This window comes from Micromonospora sp. WMMD967 (assembly GCF_029626165.1).
GTDB classification, from domain to species: domain Bacteria; phylum Actinomycetota; class Actinomycetes; order Mycobacteriales; family Micromonosporaceae; genus Micromonospora; species Micromonospora taraxaci.
This window is the reverse complement of sequence record NZ_JARUBK010000001.1, coordinates 3,881,458-3,905,941: the sequence shown is the minus strand read 5'-3', so window position 1 is coordinate 3,905,941 and position 24,484 is coordinate 3,881,458. Positions and strand designations below refer to the sequence as shown.

The window sequence follows — 24,484 nt, the reverse complement described above, 5'->3', positions numbered from 1 at the left end:
AAGGCCGGGGTGCCCCCCACCTCCAGCTCAAGCCAGGTCAGGGGCCGCCTTCTCCCGCTTGTCGTCGCAATGTCGTCAATCGAGTCGAAGGTCCATGACCAGCGGAGGTTGGTTGAGAGAGGTTCGGGGTTGACACGGTGGCGGCGGCGAACTTCGGGGCCGCTTGGAAGTGCGCCCGGCGGGCCGCGCGCCGGAACGCACCCAGCACCGCTGGCCCGGCGAGGGTGACGAGGACAGCAGTGGTGACCGCTCGTCCGGTGTCCCAGCCCAGTGAGGTGACGGTGAAGAAGGTCAGGTATCGGTGGAGTTGGTCCAGCATCGGCAGGCCCGGTTGGTAGGCGATCGAGCTGGTTGGATCGAGGGAGAACGGCCAGAACGACAGGTTCAGCATGAAGCCGAAGAAGTACCCGCTGACGGCGGCGTAGGCGGCGAGCAGGGCGATCTCTGCCCGTCCCCGGAGCCTGGGCAGCAGGCCGGCGAACATGCCGACCCAGGCGCAGCCGAACATCTGGTAGGGCATCCAGGGTCCGACTCCGCCGGTGAGCAGGGCGGAGGCGAACAGGGAGGTGCAGCCGAGCGCGAAGCCGAAGCCGGGCCCGAAGACCCGACCGGCGAGGACGAGGATGAAGAAGACGGTCTCGATGCCCGCCGTGCCCGCGCCGAGCGGTCGCAGGGCCGCGTTGATCGCGGACAGCACGCCTAGCATGGCGAGGGCCTTCGCGTCGATCCTGCCGTCGGCCATCTCGGCGAAGATGACGGCGAGGACGAGGAGCAGCAGCACTCCGAACATCAGCGGCGGGGTCTGGGTGGAGCCGAAGGTGCCCGGTGCGACGACGAACGGCCAGAGGAACGCGACGAAGCCGAGGAACGACGCCATGGTGATCGCGAGCACGGCACGGCCGGGCACGCGGACGGCGACGGTCAGCGTGCTCACGCGCGTACCTCCGGATTGTCGAGGGCGGCGGCGACCTGCCCGACCGTCAGGTAGGGCAGCGGCGCGAGGATCTTCGCGACCTGCGGTGCGAACGTGGGTGACGCGGTGAGCACGGTCGGGACCGGGCCGTTGGCGACGACCTCACCGTCGGCCATGACCACGACCCGGTCGGCGGTGGCGGTGGCGAACTCGACGTCGTGGGTGGCCACGACGACGGCGCGGCCCTGCCCGGCGAGGTCGTCGAGGGTACGGGTCAGTGCAGCCTTGGCGTGGTAGTCCAGGCCTCGGGTGGGTTCGTCGAGGAGCAGCACGCCGGGGGTGACGGCGAGTTGGATGGCCAGGACCAAGGCGAGTTGTTGCCCGGCGGACAGGTCCCGGGGGTGGCTGTCGCCGTCGATGCCGGCGGCGATGGCGTCGAGGAGACGCCGGGCGGTGCCCGGTTCGGCGCCGTCGCGGTCGGCCTGGTCGAGTTCGGCGTCGACGGTATCCAGGTACAGCAGGTCGGTGGCGGTCTGCGGGACGAGGCCGACGAGTCGGCGGGCCTCGCTCGCGCCGACCCGCCCCGGGTCGATGTCCCGCACGGCGATGCTGCCGCCGTCCCGGCGGCCCGAGCCTTGCAGAGCCCAGAGCAGCGACGACTTGCCGGAGCCGTTGCGCCCCATCAACGCGGTGATCTCACCGCGTACCAGGCTGAGGTCGACCCCGCGAACGGCGACGACCGGTCCGTGGCGAACGACCACGCCGGTGGCCGTGAGCGCCTTGCGCGCGTCGGCGTGGGAGCGGCGGTGTGGTTGCGGCGGCGTGGTCGGCAACCGGTCGCGCAGGGTCGTCGCGTGCCGGCGGGCGTCGCGTACCGACAGTGGCAGCGGTGACCACCCGGCCAGCCGCCCGAGGTCGACCACCGGCGGCGCGACGGTGGCGTCGGCGATGAGGACGGCCGGCTCACCGTGACGGACGGTGCCGTCGCGGGCGACGTGGATGAGCCGGTCGGCGTACGGCAGGACGCGTTCGAGACGGTGCTCGGCCAGGACGACTGTGACGCCGAGGTCGTGGACCAGCCGGGTGATGGTGGCGAGGACGTCGTCGGCGCCGGTCGGGTCGAGCGCGGAGGTGGGCTCGTCGAGGACGAGCACCCGTGGGTGGGCGGTCAGCGCGGCGCCGATGGCTACCCGCTGCTGCTGACCGCCGGACAGTTGGTGCAGGCCCCGGTGGCGCAGGTCGGCGAGGCCGAGCAGGTCGAGGGTCTCCTCCACCCGGGTCCGCATGACCGCCGGATCGAGGGCGAGTTGCTCCATCCCGTACGCCAATTCCTCCTCGACGGTGTCGGTGACGAACCCGGCGACCGGGTCCTGCCCGACGACACCGACCAGGTCGGCGAACTCGCGGGGCGGGTGGTGGGCGGTGTCCCGTCCGGCGACGCGGACGCTGCCCTGCATGGTGCCGCCGGTGAAGTGCGGAACGAGGCCGTTGATCGCCCCGAGCAGTGTCGACTTTCCCGCCCCGGTGTGTCCGACGACCAGGCACAACTCTCCCTCGTCGACGCTGAGGTCGACGTCGCGCAGGGTCGGACGGCGCGCGTCGTCGTAGGTGACGCTGACGCGCTCGAAGCGGATCACGACGGTGCTCCTGCGGTGTCGGTGGCGCGGCGTCGTACGGTGGCGGGCTCGGGTCGCAGCTGGCGCGGCGGTGTGGGCGCGGCGACCGCCGCGAGAGCGGCGACGAGGATCGCCGCGGCCGGTAGTGCGGGCAGGCTGGGCCAGTGCAACGGATAGAGGCTCGGGTTGAGCGCGGCGGGGTCGTAGCCGGTGCCGACACCGAGCACGACAGCGGTGACGACACCGCAGCCAGCGACCGTCCACTCGGGCCACTGCCACGGGTCGGGCCGGTAGCGGCTGCGCGACACCCGACGACCACCGAGCGCGATCCCGGCGACGCAGAGCAGCACACCACCGCCGAGGCCCCCGAGCCCTACCGGACGGGGCACACCCGGGTCGAGCAGGCCGTACGCGCCGACGCACAGACCGGCCATGCCGGTCAGCATGAGAACGCCGGTGAGCCGCCGTGAGCCCGGTGTGGCGGTGCCGACCCGGCCGTAGCCCCGCGAGTCCATGGCGGCGGCCAACCGCAGCGAACGGTCCAACGCGTCGTGCAGGACCGGCATCACGATGGCACGCACGGCCCCGAACCCCTTGGCCCGTCCGGCGCGTAGCCGACGAGCGCGGGCGACCCGCTGGACGCTCTCCACCAGTTGCGGGGCGACGCTCAGCGAGACGGTGACGGCGACACCCAGCTCGTACAACGCCCCGGGGAGGACCCGCAGCGCGCGTTTGGGGTTGGCGAGGCTGTTGGCGGCGCCGATGCAGCACAGCAGGCAGGCCAGCCGGAGCCCGTCGACGGCGGCGGACAGGGTCGCCTCCAGCGACACCGGGCCGCCGATCTGGATGCCCGCGTACCAGTCGGGTGTGGGCAGGTGCGGCAGTCGGAAGAGGATGTGGTCGTCGGGGGTGATGCCGGAGGCGAAGACCGTCCGGAACACCACCCGGATCGCGATGATGATCAGCGCGAGGTAGAGGTAGTAGCGGAACGCCCGCGCCCAGGGGGCGTCGGTGCGGCGGACGGTGACGACGAACCCGAGCACCGCGAAGATGAGCGCCAGCAGCAACGGGTTACTGGTGCGACTGGCGGCGGTGGCCAGCGCGAGCGCCCACAGCCACCAGGCCATCGGGTGCAGGGGGCGAGGCAGCCGGGCCACCGCGAGGCGGTGGACGAGGCCGGTACTGATCGTGGGCATCGGATCAGGCGCGGCGACGCCGCCAGCCGACGACAGCGCCGACAAGGGCGAGCAGGCCCAGCAGACCGACTGTGATCAACGCCGGCAGGGCCGAGCCGGTGTCCTGGCGGGCAGCCGTCGCGGTGGGTACCGCGTCGAGGACGAGTGGTCCGGTGGAGGTGGGGCTGGACGACCCGGAGGGCAACCCGACTCCCTCGGCTACGGGGGACGTCGACCCGACGGCCGGACTCGACGCGGCACCCACCGGGGGCGACGCGCCCACCGGCGGCAGGCCGGGTGGCGGGTTACCAACTCCGGGAGCACCCGCCGCCGGTGGGTTCCCCACGCCCGGCGGGTTTCCGGCGACCGGTGGATTCGCGTCAACGGGCGGGGGCGCGGCGGGAGCCGGAGCGGTGGTGGCAGCACCCACCGGTTGGCTGTTGCGGGCTCGGACGCTGTCCGGGCTGAGGGTGGGTCGCCCCTGGGTGCCTCCGATGTCGGTCGCCCCGAAGATCCACAGGTCGACGCTGCCGGGCTTAGGCTTGTAGCTCATCGCGCCGAGCTGGCTGTAGACCCAGCTGTTCTGCCCAGGGTCGGCGTGCCAGTACGACCAGTACGCGCTGGCCGGTGGGGTGAGCGCGCACTTCTCGTCGGCCGGGGTGGGGTACTGCGTTCCGCCCTGGTGACCCGCGTAGCCGATGCGGCAGATGAACGCCGGGCCGTCGTGCTGGGTTCCGGTGGTCCGCCAGCCACCCTGGTTGAGTAGCTGGTAACCGGTGGTCGGGGTGGTGCCGCAGGACCGCAGCAGCGGCCCGCCCCACTTGCTGAAGTCGACGGCGAGGATCACCCCGGACGACGTGGTGCACTGCCCGATCGGCAGGGGCGCGGCCAGCGCCGGCGTGGGTGCCACCACCGGCGCGGCGATGATCGTCAGGGCCGCGATCGAACGGAGCCACCGGCGGGCGGTCACGATCCACCGTCGGCGTCGGACACCGCGCGGCGACGGGCGGCGACCAGCAGCAGGACGCCGCCGACGACGAGCACCAGCGCCAGCAGGGCGATGGTCACGATGGACACACCGGTGCGGGGCAGATTGCCCCACGAGTGCCCGCCGGGGCCCGTCGCCGACGGGGTCGCACCGGGTGTCGCCGGCGGCGAGGCCGACTGGCTGCCGCTCGGCGTGGGCGTGGGCGTGGGCGAGCCGGACGGGTCCGGACCCGGCAGTTCGTGTACGTCTCGGGTCAGGGCGGCGAACGAGATGCCGGTGGCACCACCGACGACCTGGGTGGAGGCGCGGACGTCCGATCCCGCCTGACCACCGGCCGCGACGGTGAACCCGCCGTCGTCGTTCTGCTGGGCCGCCAGGAACGCCAGCGCCTTGTCGACCTGAGCGGCGTAGCTGCTGCCACGCAGGGTGAGGCCCTGGATGGCGAGGGCGGTGGAGTTGGTGGAGTCGCCGGCCGCGCCGGGGAACCCGCCGTGCTCCTTCTGCGTCGAGGCGATCCAGGCCAGCGCCTTGTCGACGGCGGTGACCGCCGCCGGGTTGTCAGTTAGCGCGGCCAGGGCCATCGCGGCCATCGCGGTGCTGTCGACGTCCCGGTCGATGTCCGCCGCCGGGATGAGGCTGGGGAACGACCCGTCGGCGCGTTGCAGTCCCCTGAGGAACTCGACCGGCTTGGCGGCGGCCTCGCCCTGTCCCGCGCGGAGCTGCGCGATGATGCCCAGCGACTGGCCGAAGACCGAGGTGGCGTACCGATAGTTGCCGGCCCCGGCACAGCCGGTCGATGCGTCAACCTTGGTGCAGGTCACGTCACCCAGCGCGGCGATCAGGTCGTGTCCACCGAACGACCGTGGGTCGTAGCCGGTGACCTGGGCCAGCAACGCCACCTTGCCGATCGCGCCGCCGACGGCGTAGTCGGTGCCGATTCCGAGCCACGTGTCGACGGTGAATCCGCTGTCGCCGACCGCGCCGCCGCCGCGGAGAAACTCGACGATCGCCCGCAGCTTGGCGTCGTCCCCGCCGGTGGCGGCCAAGGCGTAGGCACCGTCGATGCTCAACCCGAAGTCGGGGAAGCCGGGGAACGACTCGTAGTACCGGCCGTCGATTAGATTGGTCGGCGCGACGAGGTAGGACACCCCCTTGACCAGATCGGGCCGCGGCCCGGCCGGCGGCGGCACCTCACCCAGGGTGGCGAGGTTCTTGCCGGCCAGCGCGAGCGCCGCAGCGGCGGTCGCGGGCAGGTCAGCGTCCGGGTTGCTCGGGTCGGGGCTGAGCCCACCGCCGGGAACGATCCGGCTGACCAGCAGGCCGGTGGCGGCGGCGGCCCGGTCGGCAAGGCCGAGGACGGCGAGGGCCTGCGCGGCGTGCCCGGTGGGGTAGGTCTCGCTGTAGCCCGCTCCGGTCCACGGCTGGTAACCACCGTCGGGCTCCTGCGCAGCGGCCAGGAACGTCTTGGCCGAACTCAGCGCCGCGTCGTGCCCGCCGAGCGTGTGCAACGCCAGGACGGCCAGCGTCGTGGCTGCGAGGTCCGGATCGCAGACGTCAGCGGGGCTGAGCCATTGGCCGGCGAAGGCTCCCGTTGCGCACTGCTGCTCGGTCAGTCGGGTGACGGTCGCGGCCGGCAGGGTGACACCGGCCCGCTTGAGCGCGAGCAGGGCGGTCGCGTGAGTCAGGGGATCGCTCGATCCGACGAAGTCACCGGCGACGGCGCAGCCGGCGTCGACGTCGGCCGCGGTGCACACCCGATCGGTGAGCGTGGCGATCAGATCCCGGTCGCCGAACGCGCGCGGATCGCCGCCGGTGATGGTGAGCAGGAGCGCGAGGTTGGCGACGTTGGCGATGTGGGGTGCGGCGGTGCCACCGTTCGGGAAGATAGCGGCATCGACGTGCGCCCGCAGGTAGTCGACGACCTTGCTGAGGGTCTGGTCCTGGCCCCCGGTCCCGGCCAGGGCGGTGGCGACCGCGATGGTCCGGTAGTAGTCGACGAACCCGATGTCGACGTGGTCGCCGTCGGTGAGCTGCCCGACCAGGTAACTCGCCACCGCCTTGACCTGGGCCTCGGTCGGGCGCGTCGGCGCTGGCGTCGAAGTTGGGGTCGCCGTCGGAGTCGCAGTGGCGGTCGGAGTGGGGCCGCTCGCGCGTACCGACGCGGGGGTGAAGCTCGGCGCTCCGGTGGTGCCGCCGATGTCGGTGCCACCGAAGACCCACGCTTCGACCTCACCCGGGCCGGGGCGCTGGGCCATGGCGCCGAGAGGGCTGTAGGTCCAGTGGTCCTGCCCGGCTGGGGCGATCCAGTAGGACCAGTAGGCCGACGCGGGCGGGGTCAACTGGCACGCCTCCTCGGCCGGCGTCGGGTGTTCGGCACCGGACGCGAAGTCGGGCGACCCGATCCGGCAGATGAAACCGGGGCCGTCGTGGTCGGTGCCGGTGGTGGTGAAACCCGCCTCGTGCAGCAGGTCCAGGCCGGTGGTGGGGCTGGCGTCGCAGCCGCGCAGCAGCGGCCCGCCCCACGCGCCGAAGTCGACAGCGACGATCGCGCCCTGGGTCGGGGTGCAGGACTCCAGCGGATCGGCGAGCGCGGCACGGGTCGGCACCACCAGCGCCACCGCGCCGAGCACCGCTGCGGCGACGGCCGCCAACCACGCCGCGGGAACACGCGACGTTCGACTGACCAGTGGGGACATGGCGACTCTCTCGGGGGCTAGCGGCGCAGGCGCGGACGCGGACCCCGAGAACAAAGTCCCGGAACCTGGCTCCGCGCCGTGTACCTCGACGGCGCTGCGGTGCACTATCCAGCCAGGTAATCCGACTCGTCCCGGTGACGGGACCTACGGCTGCGGGCCAGCGCCGGACTTTGACCGGCTTCCCCTGACTGCTGGATCGCAGCCATCGGACCACAACCGCGACCACCCCGTCAACGCGAAGGCGTGTCATGTACCTAACAGCGCGCGGTAGGGGTCTACTCCCATACCGTGACCGCGTCATCGCGTGGGGGAACCCGGTGGGAATCCGGGGCTGACGCGCAACGGTGAGGACGGTTCGCCCCGTCCCGAGCCCGACCACCCACGTGGTGACGCAGCACCTGCGGTATCCGTCCCACGCGTCCTGCGGCCGGCCCGCCCCGCTCCCGTCGGCCCTACTCGGGCTCCGGGTCGAGGCAGTCGTGCCCCGTACCCCAAGGAGACCCGATGTCCTCGCGCCTTTCCCCCGGCAGTCGCCGGAGACGACTCGCGACAGTTCCCGCCGCCGCGCTGATCGCCTCGATCGTCGCGGTCACGACCGGTGCCGCACCGGCCGCCGCGACCTCGACGGCGGCGCAGATCGCCACCGCCAAGACCAACGGCGTCACCTACCTGCGGACCCTGCAGGCCGCCGACGGCAGCTACGCCAGCGGCGGGCTGTCGAACGAGTGGGCGTTCAGCGCGTTCGCACCCGCCGGCGTCGCGGCCGTCGACGTGTACCCCTCCGGGGACACAACCAAGAACGCCCGCACCGTGTACCGCAACCAGCTCTCGGCCGCGTCCTGGCCGAGCAGCACGCCGGTGGTCACCGACTACGAGCGTGGGGTCCTGAACGCCTACGCCGCTGGTATCGACCCCGCCCGGGTCTCCCCCTCCCGTAACCTGATCGCCGACACCATCGCCTACTGGCAGACCGGCTCGGCCGGCTACTACGGCCCGCCGGCCAACTTCAACGGCACCGTCTTCGGCACTCTCGCCCTGGCCGGCGCGAAGACCCAGACCGGCGCCGCCCGCGTGCCGCAGGCGCTGCTCAACCTCTCGGTCGCCCGGATCCGCAACAACCAGCACAACGACGGCGGCTGGACGTTCACCCAGGCTGAGGGCAACCCCACCCAACTCGCCGCGGCCAGCGACATCGACATGACCGGCGCGGCCATGGCGGCCCTCTGCGCCGCCGGGGTGCCCAACACCGACACCGACATCGTCCAGGCGAAGAACTTCCTCAAGGGCAAGCTCGTCAACGCCTCGGGCGCGTTCACCTCGATGTTCGGCGTCAACACCGACTCCAACGCCTGGGCCGTCTCCGGGCTCAACGCCTGCGGCATCCCGAACCAGGGCACCGACTTCACCACCACCGCCGGCAAGACCCCGATCGATTTCCTCCGGGCGCAGCAGTTGACCGGCGGCGGATTCAAGTACCTGCCCACCAACACCACCCCGTCGGCGTACGCCTCGATCGACGCGGTGCGTGCTCTGGCCGGCGCGGGCTACACCGCCGCTCCCCCGACTCCGGTCACCGCTGGAGCGCCCACCTGGGTCGCGGCGAGCGGGTTCACCGCGGGCGCCGCCACCCGCCTTGCCGTGATCATCGACAACGGCAGCGGCAGCATCAAGCCGTGCGCGGTGACGCTGACGCCGACCGCCGCCACCACCACCCTCGGCGCCGTGCTGGACGCCGCCGTCGGCGCGGCTACCCCGAGTGGCTGCGTCACCGCCCTCAGCCCGTCCAGCGGCACCGGCACCGTGACCTCGATCAACGGTCTGGCCAACAGCGGCTCGTCCACCTGGAAGGTGTCCCGCGACGGCAGCACCCTGGTCACCGCGACCCGCGGCACGACAGTGACCGTCGGCGACACCATTTACCTGCGCTACGGCGTCTGACCGCCGCGTAGTGGCGTGGTCAGCGGCGGCCGAGCCGCCGCCGCTGACCACCCGCCGGCTGATCCGCCCGCCGTTGCTCGCCGGACCGCTACGTCGACCGGATCGTCGACCGGGCCGGAACATCGAGCGCACGTCTGTGAGGCCTGCTCCGGTGCCTCAAGTCGTGCGGGCACGGAGAGCAGGGCCTCCAGGCGGGCAATTCGACGCCGGCTGTCCCGCAGCTGCTGGCGAAGCTGGTGCGCCTGGGCCTCGCTGGCACCGAGCTGCCGACGGGCAGCCTCGAGCCGTTGGAAATCGGCCACGGGCAGCACCGCCACCTGCTGCCCGTCCAACGTCAGGACACGGTGTTCGGTCTTCCGGCGCATCGGGCCTCCCCGAGGTCGGCGGTGGACGCTGCGGTTGTCCGCTGGGTTCCGCCCGCAGGTGGAACCCAGCGGACGGTCATGCCGGTGGGGACTGCGCGGTCTCGGCCAGGAGCAACGACAACTCCCGGACCAGATCGTCCATCGACTGGCCGCTCTGCGCCTTGACCAGGCCCAGAGCGAGATCTGCCAGCAGGTAGAAGCCGAGGGTGCGGGCCTGCTCGGAGCTGAACGCCGACATCAGTTCCTCCGCGCCCGCGAGGTCACCGCGGTGCTTGGCGGCGATGACCCCGGCGGCGCGTTGGACGATCTCGGCCGCCTCAGGGGTGTACCCGGACACGCCGAATCAGATCTTCGGGGTCGCGGCGCGGGCGGCGTCGAAACGGGAGATGACGTCGGTCCAGTTGACCAGGTTCCACAGCCGATCCACGTAGTCCGGGCGGACGTTGCGGTACTGCAGGTAGTAGGCGTGCTCCCAGGCGTCGAACACCAGAATCGGGGTGGAGCCCTGCCCGACGTTGCCGTGGTGGTCGTAGACCTGCTCCACGATCAGCCGCTGGCTCAGCGGCTCCCAGGCCAGGACACCCCAACCCGAGCCCTGCACGCCCTTGGTCGCCGCGGACAACTGACCCGCGAAGCCGTCGAAGGAGCCGAAGTGCTCGTCGATCGCCGCCGCCAACTCGCCGTCGGGGCGGTCACCGCCGTCCGGGGACAGGTTGTTCCAGAAGATCGAGTGCAGGACGTGCCCGGACAGGTTGAACGCGTACGTCTTCTCCAGCCCGACCAGGGTCGAGTAGTCGCCCTTTTCGCGGGCCTCGGCGAGGCGGTCGAGCCCGTCGTTGGCGCCCTTGACGTACGCGGCGTGGTGCTTGTCGTGGTGCAGCTCCAGGATCTCGCCGGACATGGCGGGCTCGAGTGCGCCGTAGTCGTAGGGCAGGTCGGGCAGGTTGTACACGGCCATGGAGTACGTCCTCTCAATGCTGCCTTAGTGTGGCTGTTGCCATTATCTTGCAACAAGAGTCCGGTTGTCGTCGGGGGACGTGATTGATCACAGAAGCATCGGATCGGGTGGGGGCGGCGCTGGGCCGACTGCGCGAGCGCGGACTGCGTCGTACGGCCGCACGACAGGCGGTGCTGACCGTGCTCGTGGACGCCCCGCCCGACCATCCGCACCTGAGCGCCGCGCAGGTTCACGAACGGGTCCGCGCCAACGGTGTGCGAATCGATCTGACGACGGTGCACCGGGTGCTGATCCACCTGACCGATCTGGGTGAGTTGCATACGGTGCCGGTCAGCGGAGCGATGACCTACGGGTTTGCCGACCGCCCGCATCACCACGCGGTCTGCACGCTCTGCGGCCGGGTGTGTCACCTGCCAGCCGAAGCGGTACTCACCGCGGTGCAGGCAGCGGGCGCGGTGGGTTTCAGCGCCGACCCGGCAGGGCTCCCGGGCGGCGTGGTGGTGGTCTATGGACGATGCGACTCGTGCTGAGCGGACACGCCGTCCCGGGACACCCTTCAGCTGGCCGAGTGCAGCAGTTCCCGCACCAGGTCCACGACCTGGTCTGGGCGCCCGCCCGGCTGCCCGCCCTGGGCAAGGCTGGCATTGCCGCCGCCACGTCCGCCGAGAGCGGCCTTGACGAGGTGTACGGCCGACGTGCCGCGGTCGACCGCCGCGTCGTTGACCGCGATGACGAGTCGCATCGTGCCGTTCGACGTGGCGGCGACCACCACCACGCCGGGACGCTGCTGCGGTAGCTCCCGCCGGATCAGCTCGGCGAGCTGACGGGGGTCCGCGTCGCTGGATTCGGTGCTGGTCGCGTACGCGATCCCGGCGACGTCCTCGGCGCTGCCGGCCAGGGCTCGAGCCTGTTCCCGGGTGAGCAGCAGTTGCAGTTGCTCGGCCCGCCGCTCGGCGGCCTTCGCTCGACCGACCAGCGCGGCGATCCGGTCGGGCAGTTCTTCCCGTGGGGCGCGAAGCTGGTCGGTGAGGTTGGTGACCAGATCCCGTTCGCGGGCCAGGTAGCGGAAGGCCTCGATCCCGGTGACGGCCTCGATTCGGCGCTGCCCAGCGCCGACGGAGGACTCAGAGGTGATGGCGAGCGCGCCGATTTGCGCCGACCGGTCGACGTGGGTGCCGCCGCAGAGTTCCCGGGACCAATCACCCCCGATGTCAACGACGCGGACGGTGTCGTCGTAGGTCTCGCCGAACAGGGCGAGCGCGCCGATCTGCCGGGCTTCGGGCAGGGTCATGTATCGGGCGTGGACCGGCAGGTCGTCGCGGATCGCCAGGTTGGCCACGTCCTCCACCTCGCTGCGGGTGGCCGGCGACAGGCCGCTCGGCGAGGCGAAGTCAAGCCGCAGGTAGCCGGGGCGGTTGAACGATCCGGACTGCAACGCGCTCGGCCCGAGAACCTGCCGCAGGGCCGCGTGCACGACGTGCGTGCCGGAGTGAGCCTGACGGGCGCCGAGTCGCCACTGCGGGTCGACCGCCGCGTGGATCCGGTCGCCGACAGCGAGGGTGCCGCCGGTGATCCGGACCTGGTGGACGACGAGGCCCTTGATCGGCCGTTGCACGTCGAGCACGTCAGCGCGGACGCTGTCGCCGGTGAAGGTGCCGGCATCGGCGTGCTGGCCGCCGGACTCGGCGTAGAACGGGGTCCGGTCGAGGAACACCCCGACGATCTCACCCAGCTCGGCGACCGGGGTGGGCACGCCGTCGCTGCCGAGGAGCCCGAGGACTGTCGAGTCGGTGTCGAGGCTCTGGTACGCCTGCCAGTCCGTCGGCCCGTGCTCGTCGAGCACTCTGCGGTAGGCGGACAGGTCCACGTGGCCGGTCTTGCGGGCCTGCGCGTCAGCCTTCGCCCGGGTGCGCTGGTCCGCCATCAACCGACGGAAACCCTCGTCGTCGACGGTGAGGCCCTGCTCCGCGGCGATCTCCAGGGTCAGGTCGATCGGGAAGCCGTACGTGTCGTGCAACTGGAACGCCTTCGCACCGGACAGCGAGCTGCCACCCGCCGTGCGGGTCTCCGCGATCGCGGTGTCCAGGATCGTCGTACCCGCCCGCAGGGTGGACAGGAACGCCTCCTCCTCCGCGTACGCGTAGTCCGCGATCCGGTCGAAGTCGGTCGCCAGCTCCGGGTACGACGGGGCCATGCAGTCGCGCGCCACCGGCAGCAACTCGGGCAGCGCCCGGTCCTGCCAGCCCAGCAACCGGATCGACCGGATCGCCCGGCGCATGATCCGCCGCAGCACGTACCCACGGCCCTCGTTCGACGGGGTCACCCCGTCGCCGATCAGCATCAACGCCGTGCGCACGTGGTCCGCGATCACCCGCAACCGCACGTCGTCCGGGTGCGACTCACTCGCCACGTGACCCGAGTGCGCGCCGTACCGCTTGCCGGTCAGCTCCGCCGCCCGGGCCAGGATCGGCCGGACCTCGTCGATCTCGTACAGGTTGTCGACACCCTGCAGGATCGACGCCATCCGCTCCAGGCCCATGCCCGTGTCGATGTTCTTCGCCGGCAGGTCACCCAGGATCGGGTAGTCCTCCTTGGTCGTGCCCGGACCCCGCTCGAACTGCATGAACACGAGGTTCCAGAACTCCATGTAGCGGTCCTCGTCGACCGCCGGGCCACCCTCACGGCCGTACTCCGGACCCCGGTCGTAGAACAGCTCCGACGACGGACCGCACGGCCCGGGAATGCCCATCGACCAGAAGTTGTCCGCCTTGCCCCGACGCACGATCCGCTCCGCCGGGACCCCGACCGACCGCCAGATCTCGAACGCCTCGTCGTCGTCGAGGTACACCGTCGGCCAGACCCGCTCCGGATCCAACCCGAAACCGCCGTCGGCCTGCGACTTCGTCACCAGCTCCCACGCCAGCGGAATCGCCCCGGCCTTGAAGTAGTCACCGAAGGAGAAGTTGCCATTCATCTGGAAGAACGTGCCGTGCCGACTGGTCTTGCCGACCTCGTCGATGTCCGGGGTCCGAATGCACTTCTGCACGCTGACCACCCGCTGGTACGCAGGCGTCTGCTGACCCAGGAAATACGGCACGAACTGCACCATGCCGGCGTTGACGAACAACAGATTCGGGTCGCTGATGGCGGGCAGCGGAGCGGACGGCACCACAGCGTGACCATTCGCCTCGAAATGCGCGAGGTACCGCCGCTTGATCTCCGCCGTCCGCACCAGACCACTCCCCTACTGCCAAGATTTTGCAATTGCATACTATGGGCAGCTATGGAGAGGCATGTCGGCACCCCACGACCGATCACCCGTTACGGCACCCCGGTCCTGCACCGCCGATGCACCCCGGTGACCGTGTTCGACGACGCGCTCGCCGCACTCGTCGACGACATGTTCGCCAGCATGTACGCCGCCCACGGGGTCGGCCTGGCCGCCAACCAGATCGGCGTCGACGCCCGGATCTTCGTCGTCGACTGCCCCGACGCCACCGACACCCACACCGTCGCCCACGTGATCAACCCGGTGCTGCACCTGCCCGAGCAACGCGACCTGGTCATCGACTCCGAGGGCTGCCTGTCCGTGCCGGGGCAACGCGCCGACCTGGCCCGATCCGCCACCGCCTCCGTCACCGGCGTCGACCTGCGCGGTGAGCCGATCCGCCTGGACGGCACCGGCACCCTCGCCCGGTGCTTCCAGCACGAGGTCGACCACCTCGACGGCCTCGCCTACGTCGATCGACTGCCCGTCAAACTGCGCAAACAGCTCCTCGCGGCCAGCGCCGAACACCCCGGTGTCGGCGCCGGCGTCAACCAGGACGCCGACGCGTGACAGTTGTCCTCGGCATCGAGACGTCCTGCGACGAGACCGGCATCGGGATCGTCGCCGACGGCGTCCTGCTCGGTGACGCTCTCGCCACGAGCATGGACGAACACGCCCGCTTCGGTGGCGTGGTCCCCGAGATCGCCGCCCGCGCGCACCTGCACGCCGTCACCCCCATGGTCGAGCACGCACTGGGCCAGGCCGGGATCGGCTTCGCCGACATCGGCGCGGTCGCCGCCACCGCCGGACCCGGGCTCGCCACCGCCGTCCAGGTCGGCCTGGCCGCCGGCAAGGCGTACGCGCTGAGCCTCGGTGTCCCCCTCTACGGCGTACACCACCTCGCCGGCCACGCGGCCGTCGACGTCCTCGAACACGGGCCGCTGCCGGCCCGCTGCGTCGCCCTGATCGTCTCCGGCGGGCACACCAGCCTGCTGCTGATCGGCGACCTCGCCCGCGACCCGGTCGTGCACCTGGGCGACACCGTCGACGACGCCGCCGGTGAGGCGTTCGACAAGGTGGGCCGCCTGCTCGGCCTGCCCTACCCCGGCGGACCCGTCATCGACCGGGTCGCCCGCGACGGCGACCCGACGGCCATCGCTTTTCCCCGCCCGATGACCGGCCCGCAGGACGCCCCGTACCGGTTCTCGTTCTCCGGGCTCAAGACCGCTGTCGCCCGCTGGGTCGGACACCACGGTGACCGGCCGCTGCCCGTCGCCGACGTCGCCGCGTCGTTTCAGGAGGCCGTCGCCGACACCCTCACCCGCAAGGCTCTCGCCGCCTGCCGCGACTACCAGGCCGACACACTGCTCCTCGTCAGCGGAGTCGCCGCCAACAGCCGGGTCCGCGCCCTCGCCGAAGAACGCTGCTCCGCGGCCGGCATTCACCTGCGGGTGCCGTCGCCACGGCTCTGCACCGACAACGGCGCGATGATCGCCGCCGTCGGAGACCTCCTCGTCCGCGCCGACATCTCCCCCGACCGGCTCGACCTCGGCCCCGACCCGTCCGCCGTCCTTCGTGGGGCGCTGCTGCACGGCCCCCGCTGACCGGCACCAGCCAGCGCAGCGCCCCGCGGGTAGACCCGGCTGTCTGCGCCGACGCTGCCCGTCGGATCACGGACATTGACGGGGAGCCCAGACGTGGGAACACTGTCCGTCACAACTTCATACCTGTGTGCTGACGGGGGAAGTCCGGTCGAAATCCGGCGCTGGCCCGCAACGGTAGGCGGCGACACACGTAGTGACGCCGCGAGCCCGATTACCCGTCAGTCCGCATGACCAGCCTCCCCACCCGTCGTGGCCCACGGGTCGGAGCCGCCCGAACCGGAGTCGGGTCGTCTCGGACCACCGGAGCCCGGAAAGGCGTCGCTTCATGGTCAACCGTCCCCTCCGGCACCGCGCCCGCGTCTTCGTAGGCGCTGCGCTCGCCGCCCTCACGCTGTCCCTGACAGCCGTACCCGCCGCCGCCACCGCGTCGCCGCCGACCCTCAACAAGGTCGATGCCGCCGCCGGCTGGCTCGCCCGCCAACTGGTCGACGGCGAGCGGTTCGAGGTCGTCTACGACGGCATCGCGTATCCCGATCAGGGCCTCACCCTCGATGCGGTGTTCGCCTTCGCCGCAGCCAAGACGGCCGACACGAACGCGGCGAACGCCATGTCGTGGCTCGCCCAACCGGCCGTGATCAGCGGCTACATCGGTGACGGCACCGAGGCGTACGCGGGCGCGACCGCGAAACTCGCTCTGGGTGCCCAGGTCCGCGGCCTCAACCCGGCGACGTTCGGCGGTGTCGATCTGCTCACCCGGCTCAACAGCCTGCTGACGCCTAGCGGCCGGTACTCCGACCGGTCGGCGTACGGCGACTACAGCAACACCTTCACCCAGTCCTTTGCGGTGCTGGCGTTGGACCGGGCCGGAGGCGCACCGTCGTCGGCGGTGACGTTCCTGGCCGCGAGCCGGTGCGCCGACGGTGGTTTCCCGCTGCTCTTTGGGCAGCCGACCTGTGTCAGCGACGTCGACGCGACCGCTCTGGCCGTTCAGGCCCTGCTGGCCGCAGGCCGTCCGTTGGTCGCGGCTTCGGCCGCGCAGTGGCTGGTCTCTGTGCAGGGCGCTGACGGCTCGTTCGCCGCGAACGGCGTGGCCAACGCGAACAGCACCGGGCTCGCCGCCCAGGCGCTCTTCGCCGCCGGTCGGTCGTTGGCCTGGCTACACGCCCGCCAGTTCCTGCTCAGCCTGCAGGTCACCTGCACAGGCACGCCGGCCGATCGCGGCGCCATCGCGTACACCCCCGGCGGATTCGATGCGAGCACCGCCGCCCGGGCCACCGCTCAGGCCGTACCCGGCATCGCAGGCGCCGGGCATGCGACCCTGTCGGCCACCGGCGCTCACGCTGCCGCGCCCGTCCTGGCGTGTGCGCCATGGTGACCCGTCGGCGGGCGACGATGCGCCGACGGATGGCACTGCTGTTAGCGGCCACCGTCGTCAGCGTCGGCCTGGTCGCCGTCGACCCGGTGCCACGTGCCGCGCACGCGGCGGCGTGCGCCCCGGGTGCGGGCGTCACGGTGGTGGTCGACCTCACCGCGTTCGGCCTCGGTGTCCAGACCGGCTGCCGGCTCGGTGACCCGCCGACCGGCCTGGCCGCCTTGCAGGGAGCCGGCTTCGCCGTGACGGGCACCCAACGGTGGGGTCTCGCCTTCGTCTGCCGAATCAACGGCTATCCCACAGCCGCCTCGGAACCGTGCGTCAACACGCCGCCCGCCAGCGCGTACTGGTCGTACTGGCACGCGGCACCCGGCGGCACCTGGTCCTACAGCACCCTCGGCGCGAGCAGCTACAACCCCGCCCAGGGCACCGTCGAAGGATGGCGCTTCGGCTCCGGGCAGGCTCCGTCCATCTCCCCGCCGTAGTCGGCCTTGGCCGGGAGTCCGGGCCTAACCGGACTCCCGGCCCGTCCAACTCTGGGCGACAGGAAGAATCCGCGTGCCGCAGCGGCACCGGGGATCAGCTTCCGGCCGTACGATGGTCGGCAGTGCTGGTTCGCCGCACCGTCACGGTGTGGCGTCGTAAGAGGGAACCCGGTGGGAAACCGGGACTGCCCCGCAGCGGTGAGTGGGAACGACCGCCGTCATACGCACTGGACGCATGAGCGTCTGGGAAGCGACGGCCAGTAGGAGATCGGGTCGCCCCGGTCACGCCCACGAGTCCGAAGACCTGCCCGCACCGCGTACGCGTCCGCGTGCGCCGCCGTCGGCCTCTCGGGAGGGTCAGGGCGAGGCCCGGTCGTCGTCCCGTGCCCTGCCGTGTCCCTCCAGTGTGGTCGGTGGTCGACCTCGAGGGAAGGACACCCATTCCGTGACCGCACCGTTCGGGCTGAGCACCGTGCTCGGCTATCCCCGCATCGGTCCCCACCGCGAACTCAAGCACGCCGTCGAGTCCTACTGGGCGGGCCGGATCGACGCCAACGCTCTTCAGGAAATTGCGGCCAGCCTCCGCGTCGACGTGTGGCGCACGCTGCGCGACGCCGGCCTGGACGCGGTTCCGTCGAACACGTTCTCGTTCTATGACCAGGTGCTCGACACCACCGTTCTGGTCGACGCGGTCCCGGACCGGTTCCGCCGCCTCGGTCTCGGCGACCTGGACACCTACTTCGCCATGGCGCGTGGCACGGAGCGGGAGCCGGCGCTGGAGCTGACGAAGTGGTTCGACACCAACTACCACTACCTGGTTCCGGAGGTCGGCCCCGGCACAGCGTTCACGGCCCGCCCGGATAAGGCGGTGCGGGAGTACGGCGAGGCGAAGGCACTCGGCGTCACCACCAGGCCGGTGCTGGTCGGGCCGGCGACCTACCTCCTGCTGTCCAAGGCCACCGAGGACGCACCGGAAGGGTTCCGGCCCTTCGACCGGCTCGATGACCTCGTCGCGGTCCACGAAGACATCCTCGGCACCCTGGCCGATGCCGGCGTCGAATGGGTTCAGCTCGACGAGCCCGCGTACGCCGCCGACCGCACCCCGCAGGAGATCACCGCGCTGCGCGCCGTATACCGCCGGCTCGGCCTTCTGAAGCACCGGCCACGGTTGTTCGTCGCGTCGTACTTCGGTGACCTCGGCGACGCGTTGCCGGCGCTGTTGGGCACCCCGGTCGAGGCGGTCGGCATCGATCTGGTCGCCGGGCCGGGCAACCTGAACCGCCTCGCCGCCGCCGGCCCGCTACGCGGGAAGACGATCGTCGCTGGACTGGTGGACGGGCGCAACATCTGGCGTACCGACCTTCGCACCGCCACCGCGACCGGTGCCGTACTGACCGCCCTGGCCGACCATGTCGCGGTGTCGACATCCTGTTCGTTGCTGCACGTGCCGGTAGACCTCGCCGCCGAACCTGACCTCGATGGGGACCTGCGTGTCCGGCTCGCGTTCGCCCGGCAGAAGGTCGACGAGGTCGTCGCTCTCGGACGCGCACTGCGCGACGGTGTCGGTGCCCTGCCCACTGCTCTGCCGCCGACCCCGGCGGCCTGGCGTAACGACGGTGTCCGGGCCCGACTGGACGCGCTGCCCCCCGAGCACCTACGGCGCGGGCCGTACGCGCAGCGGGCCGCCACCCAGCAGGCCCGACTGAACCTTCCACCGCTGCCCACCACCACCATCGGATCGTTTCCCCAGACCACGGAGCTTCGCCAGGCCCGTGCGGCGCACCGGGCCGGGCAGCTCGACGACACCGGCTACGCCGAGCGGATGCGCGCCGAAGTCGCCCACGTCATCGCCGTGCAGGAACGACTCGGGCTGGACGTGCTGGTCCACGGCGAACCGGAACGCAACGACATGGTGCAGTACTTCGGCGAACAGCTCGACGGGTTCGCCGCCACGGTCAACGGGTGGGTGCAGTCGTACGGCTCCCGGTGCGTACGCCCTCCGATCATCTACGGCGATGTTGCCCGGACCGGGCCGATGACCGTCGCCTGGTCCACCTACGCGCAGTCGCTGACGAACCGACCGGTCAAGGGCATGCTCACCGGACCGGTGACGATCCTGGCGTGGTCGTTCGTCCGTACCGACCAACCCCTCGCCGACACCGCCAACCAGGTCGCTCTCGCGCTGCGCGGCGAGGCCCGCGACCTGGAAGCCGCTGGCATCCGCATCATCCAGGTCGACGAACCCGCCCTACGGGAGACACTGCCGCTGCGTCGGGCCGAGCAGCGCGCGTACCTAGACTGGGCGGTCGGGGCGTTCCGGCTCGCCACCAGCGGAGTCGCCGACGCCACCCAGATCCACACCCACCTGTGCTACTCCGAGTTCGGCGAGGTTCTGCCCGCGATCGACGCCCTGGACGCCGACGTCACCAGCATCGAGGCGTCCCGGTCGAAGATGGAGATCCTCGACGATCTGCGCACGACCGGCTACGAACGGGGTGTCGGCCCCGGGGTGTACGACATCCACTCCCCCCGCGTACCGGAACAGGCGGAGGTCACCGACGCGCTACGCCGCGCCGTCGCCGCGGTGCCCGCCGACCGGCTCTGGGTCAACCCCGACTGCGGCCTCAAGACCCGCGACTACCCGGAGGTCGAGCAGGCCCTGACCCGCCTCGTCGCCGGCGCCGCCGAAATCCGCAGCACGCTCACCTGAGCGCGCGGTGGGGCGGCGGCACGCCGCCCCACCGTGGCGTGTGACAACGCGCATCCGATGCCCGCATCGGCCAGGCGGGTCAACCCGCGCCGACGAAAACCCGCCGAGCGCGGGAATCCGGGCGGCCGGCAAGGATGGCGGCGAGAATCTCCGCGCCGTCGACGACCCTGGGACCAGGGCGGTTGAAGTAGGCGGGCCCGTCACCCACCCACACCTGCCCCTGACGAACCGCAGGCAGGTCCGCCCAGCCGGGTTGCCCTGCTGCCACGGACAGCTCGCCGATGGTCCGTTCGGGCGTGAAGCCACACGGCCCGAACACCACCACGTCCGGAGCCAGGTCAGCAACCACCGACCACAGGTGTGGGGTGCTGTGCGCCCCAGGCCCGAGCAGCAGCGACCGCCCGCCTGCGGCGGCGATCTGCTCGGGCACCCAGTGCCCACCCGGCATCAACGGGTCGAGCCACTCGACGAACAGCACCGTCGGCGCGTCGGACGACGGGCCGGGCAACGCGGCGAGACGACGCTCGGCGTCCGCCCGGATCTCCGCCGCCCTGCCCGCGGTGCCGGTCAAGGAGGCCACGGCGTCGACCGTGTCCAGGATCCCGCCGATCGTCCTCGCCTCCAGGGACACCACCCTGGTATCGAGATCGATCAGCCGAACCGCGTCGTTGACCCGGGCATAGGAGACCGCACACACATCGCACAGGTCCTGGGTCAGAATCAGATCCGGCTTCAAGTCCTCCAGCATCGTGACGTCGAGCTGGTACAACGACGACCCCCGGTGCGGGTCGCCGGCGATCGCCGCCGAAATCTCCCGGCTCGTCAACGCCTCGGGCAGAGATGTCGCAGTCACCATCGGAACGCCGGCCAGGTCACCCGGCGGCCAGTCACACTCGTGCGTGCGCCCCACCAAATGCCCGGTCAGACCGAGCATGGCCACGATGTCCGTGGCCGCCGGCAGCAGTGAAACGATCCGCACGCCCGCCTGCCTACCAGGCATGACCAAGCCGCGTCCACTCCGACAGCACAAGATTCCCCCTCCATGTGACCAACGCCCTGCGGCAGATCCCGTAATCGCGCCACGACCCAGCGGACGCCATTCAACGTGCACGCACCCGGTCGACGGGTCGATCGAACTCCGGCTGAACCTCCCCCGCTCAGGCCGGTACCGGGCCTTCGCGAGTCGACGGGAAAATGCACGCCGCCGAGTACATGATCGACTTTCCTTGATCGAAGGTTGGTCGACACTTCTTGCGGCTACGGGAGTTCGCGTCTGTCGTCGCCCGACTGATACTCGACGGACGTGGTGCCAGACCGGAACGGGGTGCGTGATGACGGCTGAGCGGTGGTGGGCTCCGACGGGTGTGGCGACAACGGCGATGGCCACGTCGATGACGGCGCTGTACGCGCTGGTGACTGTGTCGTTCGCCGTCGCGGCGGGTGTGTCTCTCATCGCCGGGCATTTGATCGACCTGGGCGGTGCGCGGCGAGGGCTTCTGGCGTTGTGCGTGGCTGTGCAAGGCCGGCGGTCCGCGCCCGGGTGAGGTCATGCATCGAGCCTGGCCGAGTCTCGCCGCAGAACAACAGCCGGCCAGCCGAATCGCACATCACCAGCGCCCTTCATCCACCCAACTCCGCTCAGCCAGCAACGTCCGCAGGGCCGCTGTGCTCGCCGGGCCCGGGTCAGCACGCGGGGCAGCGCCCCGGGTGCTGACCCATTCTCGGTGCCGTCGCTAGCCGAGTAGCTGTCTCCTGAACCGGTATTCGGCTATGCCGGGGTCACCTGCCGTGGGCCCGTTTGCAGCCGTCGCGGCGTCAGGCCGCGATCGGCGGCAACAGGCGTCGATCCGGGCGCTGTGTAGTTGGAAAACCGCATGGTGCCGTCCGGTACGAACATCCAGGCGCTTTCGGTCGACTCCATGCTCTGCGGGACGGTGATCCTCATGTACCGATCCGGCTCGGTGCTGCGGCCGGCTGTCACATCGTGGAACACCGGGTCCGACACGGCCACCGCCATGCTGGCCTTCGGGTGTTCCCCGAGGGCTCGCTGTAGCGGTAATGCGTCGACGAGGCGGGTGACGGTGGCGGCCGCCTGGCCGGCAAAGCCGTCGCTGGTGTCGGCCACGGTTCCTTCGTGCACGGCGACCCGCAGTCGCAGCCGGGCGATGTCGGTGGCATACCGGTTGTACTCGTGAAGCTGCCGGTCGACAGCGTTAATTAGGTGCTCGAACACGGTCCGCCACGATGTTCCGTGCGGTAGGACTGCCAGCTCACCGTCGCCGGCGCATTGCCGTTGCCAGCGCTGGCTGTCGAGTCCCACCTGGCTGGCGGCTTCGCCAAGTATCTGATGGACCGCGTGCCGCCAGCGTGACTGCAGACCGGCGTCGGCCTGGCCGAAGCCCTCGACGTCGCAGGCGAGCAGCAGGCGGTGTGCCGGCGACAGGATGGGCAGCCAACCGCCGACGTGCGATGGCGCAGCTGGCAGGTGCAGCCGCTCCGACGCGACGCTGTCCAGAGCGAGGCTGTCACCTGCAGCGAGTACCGCGGACAAGAGTCCGCGCCAACGTGGATCTGGTTGCACGTCGATGGGGTCGTTCTTCAGATACCAGGCGCGGAGGAGTGCGGCGGTGCTGGACCCAGCGTGGCAGGCTTCGGGCACCGCGTGCGCGAGTGCTTGGGTGTTGAGCAAGAACATAATGATTTCTGCCTCGCGCCGTGTCGGCCAGCCCTGCACGGGCTGCTGCCACGCGGCATCGCCCAAGCGTGCGGTGCTCTTGCATTCGTAGAGCACCACATTTGAGATTGCTTCAAGTCCGGCAATATCCATACCTGAATCGGGGCTGGGAGAAGTCAGCCGCGACGATCTCCAGCTCACCCAGTCCGTGCGGTCGTGCGACGCCGATGCCCACGTGGCCCACCGTCGCTCGTCGCGCAAGGTGGAAATCGCCGTCAGATACGAGGCACGGCTCATCGCGTCGGATCCGGCAGTCAGTAGGACATCGTAGGCCAGGCGCGATATGGATTCGGTCGCGTCTGCGCAGCCTTCGTCCACACGGAGCAGTTTCGGCAGCCGCCGTTCGGCACCTGTCGGCGCGGCAGGCCCCACCATCCCGTGTGGTCTCCAGCTCGTCCATGGCCGGGGCGGCGGCGCGATCATCGGATTCGGCTCGACGGTCGCCTCGCGTCGGGCGACGCCGGCCTCTCGGGCGGCTGCGGCCGCCGTACGGCGGGCTTCGTCCAGCGTCTGTTGGGCTTGTGCTAGCAGTTCGTCTGCGTCTCGTTGGGCTTGCTTGACGATCTCAGCGGCTCGGCGTAGCGCGCCGTCGCGGTAGCGCTCCGCGTCGGCCACAGCGCCCGCCATGGCCGGGCCAAGGTGGTGCGTGAATGCGCCGTCAGCCATGTTAACGCGGTGCACGTCGCCTTGGTGATGGTTGTGGCGGTCGCGGGTCGGCGACCGCCAGTCGCTGAGCCGCACGATGATGCGGCTGTTACCGTCCCGCGCGCACAAGTCGGCCGGGTCAATGGCCGGGCGTGGTGTCGGGGCTGGTGCAGACTGAACGGCCGGTTCAGCCGTATTGCGTCCGCGGACCTGGTCCATGATGGCCTTGCGGCGCCGCTCGAACTCGCCGTCGGCGAGCCGGTCCCGGGTCAGCTTGTCAACCAGCTCGATCGTGTCGGCCAACTCCCCGAAGAACTCGTCGTCCGTCACCGGGTCGCGGTCGAAGTCGTCGTGGTTCATCGGTTGTCCTCCCTCGTCTTCTCGCCGGACGGGCGGGGTCTTCTTCGGTCGTACTCCGCGACGAACGGGCTGAGCCGGTCGCGGGCCAGCTGGAGGTTCTTCCGGATTGTCGACTCGCTCTTGCGCAGCTCGGCGGCGATCTCGCTCATGCCCAGGCCGTCGAGGTACCGGCTCAGCACCGCTCGTTGGGTGGGCGGGAGCTTGCTGAGTAATCCGTCGACCCACTCCTGGCCTTCGAGCCGGTCGAGGTCACAGGTGTCCTGCGTCTGCTCGGGCAGCTCATCCAAGGGCACCGGGATGTATCGGTGGGCACCGCGGTCCCGGCGGATGTTGAGGATCGCCCGGGTGACGGCGGTGCGCGCGTAGGCGACCGGCTCGCGGATCGTGCTCCAGTTACGGCCGATGTGGATCATGACCTTGTTGAGAGCGTCGTCCGCGTCGTCGGGATCCTTGCCCCACCAGGTGGCGAAGCTCAGCAACGACGCGTAGTGCTCGTTGAGGAAGGCCTCGAACTCAATCTCGGCTTCCCGCTCCGGCCCTGTAGCCCGATGCTCGGAGCGTTGCTCGGGCGCCGCGGGAGCCAGCCCGTTGTTCGCGTGGACCACCGACGGCCCCTCCGATCTCGTCATCGATGACGTCTAGACAGCCTGCCGAGCC

19 protein-coding genes and 4 riboswitches are annotated in these 24,484 nt (G+C 70.9%); of the genes, 7 read left to right on the top strand and 12 right to left on the bottom strand.

What is annotated here, in order from left to right; genetic code table 11:
- Positions 1–37 precede the first annotated feature (37 nt).
- The 5 genes from O7631_RS18035 to O7631_RS18015 are packed head-to-tail and all read right to left on the bottom strand — an operon-like array spanning position 38 to position 7,388.
- Complete coding sequence (locus O7631_RS18035) at positions 38–934, bottom strand: ECF transporter S component (protein ID WP_278145259.1); 897 nt, start codon at positions 932–934, stop codon at positions 38–40.
- Positions 931–2,550: an ABC transporter ATP-binding protein gene (locus tag O7631_RS18030; protein ID WP_278145258.1), complete on the bottom strand. Its 1,620-nt coding sequence runs from the start codon at positions 2,548–2,550 to the stop codon at positions 931–933. The genes O7631_RS18035 and O7631_RS18030 overlap by 4 nt, the downstream gene beginning before the upstream one ends.
- Positions 2,547–3,725 carry a CbiQ family ECF transporter T component gene (locus O7631_RS18025; RefSeq protein ID WP_278145257.1) on the bottom strand — a complete coding sequence of 393 codons (1,179 nt, stop codon included), beginning with the start codon at positions 3,723–3,725 and terminating at the stop codon, positions 2,547–2,549. Before O7631_RS18025 ends, O7631_RS18030 begins: the two co-directional genes overlap by 4 nt.
- 4 nt (positions 3,726–3,729) lie before the next feature.
- Positions 3,730–4,674 (bottom strand): hypothetical protein, encoded by a 945-nt coding sequence (locus O7631_RS18020; protein ID WP_278145256.1) that lies wholly within the window; start codon positions 4,672–4,674, stop codon positions 3,730–3,732.
- Positions 4,671–7,388 (bottom strand): prenyltransferase/squalene oxidase repeat-containing protein, encoded by a 2,718-nt coding sequence (locus tag O7631_RS18015; RefSeq protein WP_278145255.1) that lies wholly within the window; start codon positions 7,386–7,388, stop codon positions 4,671–4,673. The genes O7631_RS18020 and O7631_RS18015 overlap by 4 nt, the downstream gene beginning before the upstream one ends.
- A 93-nt stretch (positions 7,389–7,481) precedes the next feature.
- Positions 7,482–7,613: riboswitch (cobalamin riboswitch) on the bottom strand.
- 52 nt (positions 7,614–7,665) lie between these two features.
- Positions 7,666–7,790, top strand: a riboswitch (cobalamin riboswitch).
- 102 nt (positions 7,791–7,892) lie between these two features.
- On the opposite strand from O7631_RS18015, the gene O7631_RS18010 reads away from it, so the two are divergent.
- Positions 7,893–9,326 carry a hypothetical protein gene (locus O7631_RS18010; RefSeq protein WP_278145254.1) on the top strand — a complete coding sequence of 478 codons (1,434 nt, stop codon included), beginning with the start codon at positions 7,893–7,895 and terminating at the stop codon, positions 9,324–9,326.
- On the opposite strand, the gene O7631_RS18005 is transcribed toward O7631_RS18010, so the two are convergent.
- The 3 genes from O7631_RS18005 to O7631_RS17995 all read right to left on the bottom strand — a co-directional run bounded on the left by O7631_RS18005 (position 9,314) and on the right by O7631_RS17995 (position 10,649).
- Positions 9,314–9,691: a hypothetical protein gene (locus O7631_RS18005; RefSeq protein ID WP_278145253.1), complete on the bottom strand. Its 378-nt coding sequence runs from the start codon at positions 9,689–9,691 to the stop codon at positions 9,314–9,316. The genes O7631_RS18010 and O7631_RS18005 overlap by 13 nt on opposite strands.
- Positions 9,692–9,767: 76 nt before the next feature.
- A complete protein-coding gene (locus tag O7631_RS18000) occupies positions 9,768–10,028 on the bottom strand; it encodes a superoxide dismutase (protein ID WP_278140396.1) in 261 nt (86 codons plus the stop codon).
- 6 nt (positions 10,029–10,034) lie between these two features.
- On the bottom strand, positions 10,035–10,649 hold the full coding sequence (locus O7631_RS17995; protein ID WP_278145252.1) for a superoxide dismutase: 615 nt from the start codon (positions 10,647–10,649) through the stop codon (positions 10,035–10,037).
- A 107-nt stretch (positions 10,650–10,756) separates the two neighbouring features.
- Here O7631_RS17995 and O7631_RS17990 point away from each other — a divergent pair, with 107 nt between their 5' ends.
- Positions 10,757–11,179 carry a transcriptional repressor gene (locus O7631_RS17990; RefSeq protein ID WP_278145251.1) on the top strand — a complete coding sequence of 141 codons (423 nt, stop codon included), beginning with the start codon at positions 10,757–10,759 and terminating at the stop codon, positions 11,177–11,179.
- Positions 11,180–11,205: 26 nt separating this feature from the next.
- On the opposite strand, the gene alaS is transcribed toward O7631_RS17990, so the two are convergent.
- Entirely contained in the window at positions 11,206–13,881 is a 2,676-nt protein-coding gene (alaS, locus tag O7631_RS17985) for an alanine--tRNA ligase (RefSeq protein WP_278145250.1), read from the bottom strand.
- 51 nt (positions 13,882–13,932) lie between these two features.
- Between alaS and def the strand changes: the two genes are divergently transcribed.
- From def to metE, 5 genes are all read left to right on the top strand, one after another.
- A complete protein-coding gene (def, locus tag O7631_RS17980; protein ID WP_278145249.1) occupies positions 13,933–14,487 on the top strand; it encodes a peptide deformylase in 555 nt (184 codons plus the stop codon).
- Complete coding sequence (tsaD, locus tag O7631_RS17975; RefSeq protein WP_278145248.1) at positions 14,484–15,521, top strand: tRNA (adenosine(37)-N6)-threonylcarbamoyltransferase complex transferase subunit TsaD; 1,038 nt, start codon at positions 14,484–14,486, stop codon at positions 15,519–15,521. Before def ends, tsaD begins: the two co-directional genes overlap by 4 nt.
- A gap of 86 nt (positions 15,522–15,607) precedes the next feature.
- A riboswitch (cobalamin riboswitch) is annotated at positions 15,608–15,759 on the top strand.
- An 87-nt stretch (positions 15,760–15,846) separates the two neighbouring features.
- A complete protein-coding gene (locus O7631_RS17970) occupies positions 15,847–16,896 on the top strand; it encodes a peptidase (RefSeq protein WP_278145247.1) in 1,050 nt (349 codons plus the stop codon).
- A 29-nt stretch (positions 16,897–16,925) separates the two neighbouring features.
- Positions 16,926–17,378 (top strand): hypothetical protein, encoded by a 453-nt coding sequence (locus tag O7631_RS17965; protein ID WP_278145246.1) that lies wholly within the window; start codon positions 16,926–16,928, stop codon positions 17,376–17,378.
- A gap of 109 nt (positions 17,379–17,487) precedes the next feature.
- A riboswitch (cobalamin riboswitch) is annotated at positions 17,488–17,705 on the top strand.
- 118 nt (positions 17,706–17,823) lie between these two features.
- Positions 17,824–20,088: a 5-methyltetrahydropteroyltriglutamate--homocysteine S-methyltransferase gene (metE, locus tag O7631_RS17960; protein ID WP_278145245.1), complete on the top strand. Its 2,265-nt coding sequence runs from the start codon at positions 17,824–17,826 to the stop codon at positions 20,086–20,088.
- Between the two features lie 79 nt (positions 20,089–20,167).
- Here the strand turns inward: metE and O7631_RS17955 are convergent, their stop codons facing one another.
- The 3 genes from O7631_RS17955 to O7631_RS17945 all read right to left on the bottom strand — a co-directional run bounded on the left by O7631_RS17955 (position 20,168) and on the right by O7631_RS17945 (position 24,456).
- Positions 20,168–21,067: a cobalamin-binding protein gene (locus O7631_RS17955; RefSeq protein ID WP_278145244.1), complete on the bottom strand. Its 900-nt coding sequence runs from the start codon at positions 21,065–21,067 to the stop codon at positions 20,168–20,170.
- A gap of 789 nt (positions 21,068–21,856) precedes the next feature.
- On the bottom strand, positions 21,857–23,827 hold the full coding sequence (locus tag O7631_RS17950; RefSeq protein ID WP_278145243.1) for a hypothetical protein: 1,971 nt from the start codon (positions 23,825–23,827) through the stop codon (positions 21,857–21,859).
- A complete protein-coding gene (locus O7631_RS17945; protein WP_278145242.1) occupies positions 23,824–24,456 on the bottom strand; it encodes a sigma-70 family RNA polymerase sigma factor in 633 nt (210 codons plus the stop codon). Before O7631_RS17945 ends, O7631_RS17950 begins: the two co-directional genes overlap by 4 nt.
- Positions 24,457–24,484: the final 28 nt, after the last annotated feature.

What these genes read in the sequence shown, in the direction of transcription:
- O7631_RS18025 (WP_278145257.1), bottom strand. Translation starts at nt 3,725, where the DNA reads ATGCCCACGATCAGTACCGGCCTCGTCCACCGCCTCGCGGTGGCCCGG.
- O7631_RS18015 (WP_278145255.1), bottom strand. Translation starts at nt 7,388, where the DNA reads ATGTCCCCACTGGTCAGTCGAACGTCGCGTGTTCCCGCGGCGTGGTTG.
- O7631_RS18010 (WP_278145254.1), top strand. Translation starts at nt 7,893, where the DNA reads ATGTCCTCGCGCCTTTCCCCCGGCAGTCGCCGGAGACGACTCGCGACA.
- O7631_RS18005 (WP_278145253.1), bottom strand. Translation starts at nt 9,691, where the DNA reads ATGCGCCGGAAGACCGAACACCGTGTCCTGACGTTGGACGGGCAGCAG.
- O7631_RS17995 (WP_278145252.1), bottom strand. Translation starts at nt 10,649, where the DNA reads ATGGCCGTGTACAACCTGCCCGACCTGCCCTACGACTACGGCGCACTC.
- def (WP_278145249.1), top strand. Translation starts at nt 13,933, where the DNA reads ATGGAGAGGCATGTCGGCACCCCACGACCGATCACCCGTTACGGCACC.
- O7631_RS17970 (WP_278145247.1), top strand. Translation starts at nt 15,847, where the DNA reads ATGGTCAACCGTCCCCTCCGGCACCGCGCCCGCGTCTTCGTAGGCGCT.
- O7631_RS17965 (WP_278145246.1), top strand. Translation starts at nt 16,926, where the DNA reads ATGGCACTGCTGTTAGCGGCCACCGTCGTCAGCGTCGGCCTGGTCGCC.
- O7631_RS17950 (WP_278145243.1), bottom strand. Translation starts at nt 23,827, where the DNA reads ATGAACCACGACGACTTCGACCGCGACCCGGTGACGGACGACGAGTTC.
- O7631_RS17945 (WP_278145242.1), bottom strand. Translation starts at nt 24,456, where the DNA reads ATGACGAGATCGGAGGGGCCGTCGGTGGTCCACGCGAACAACGGGCTG.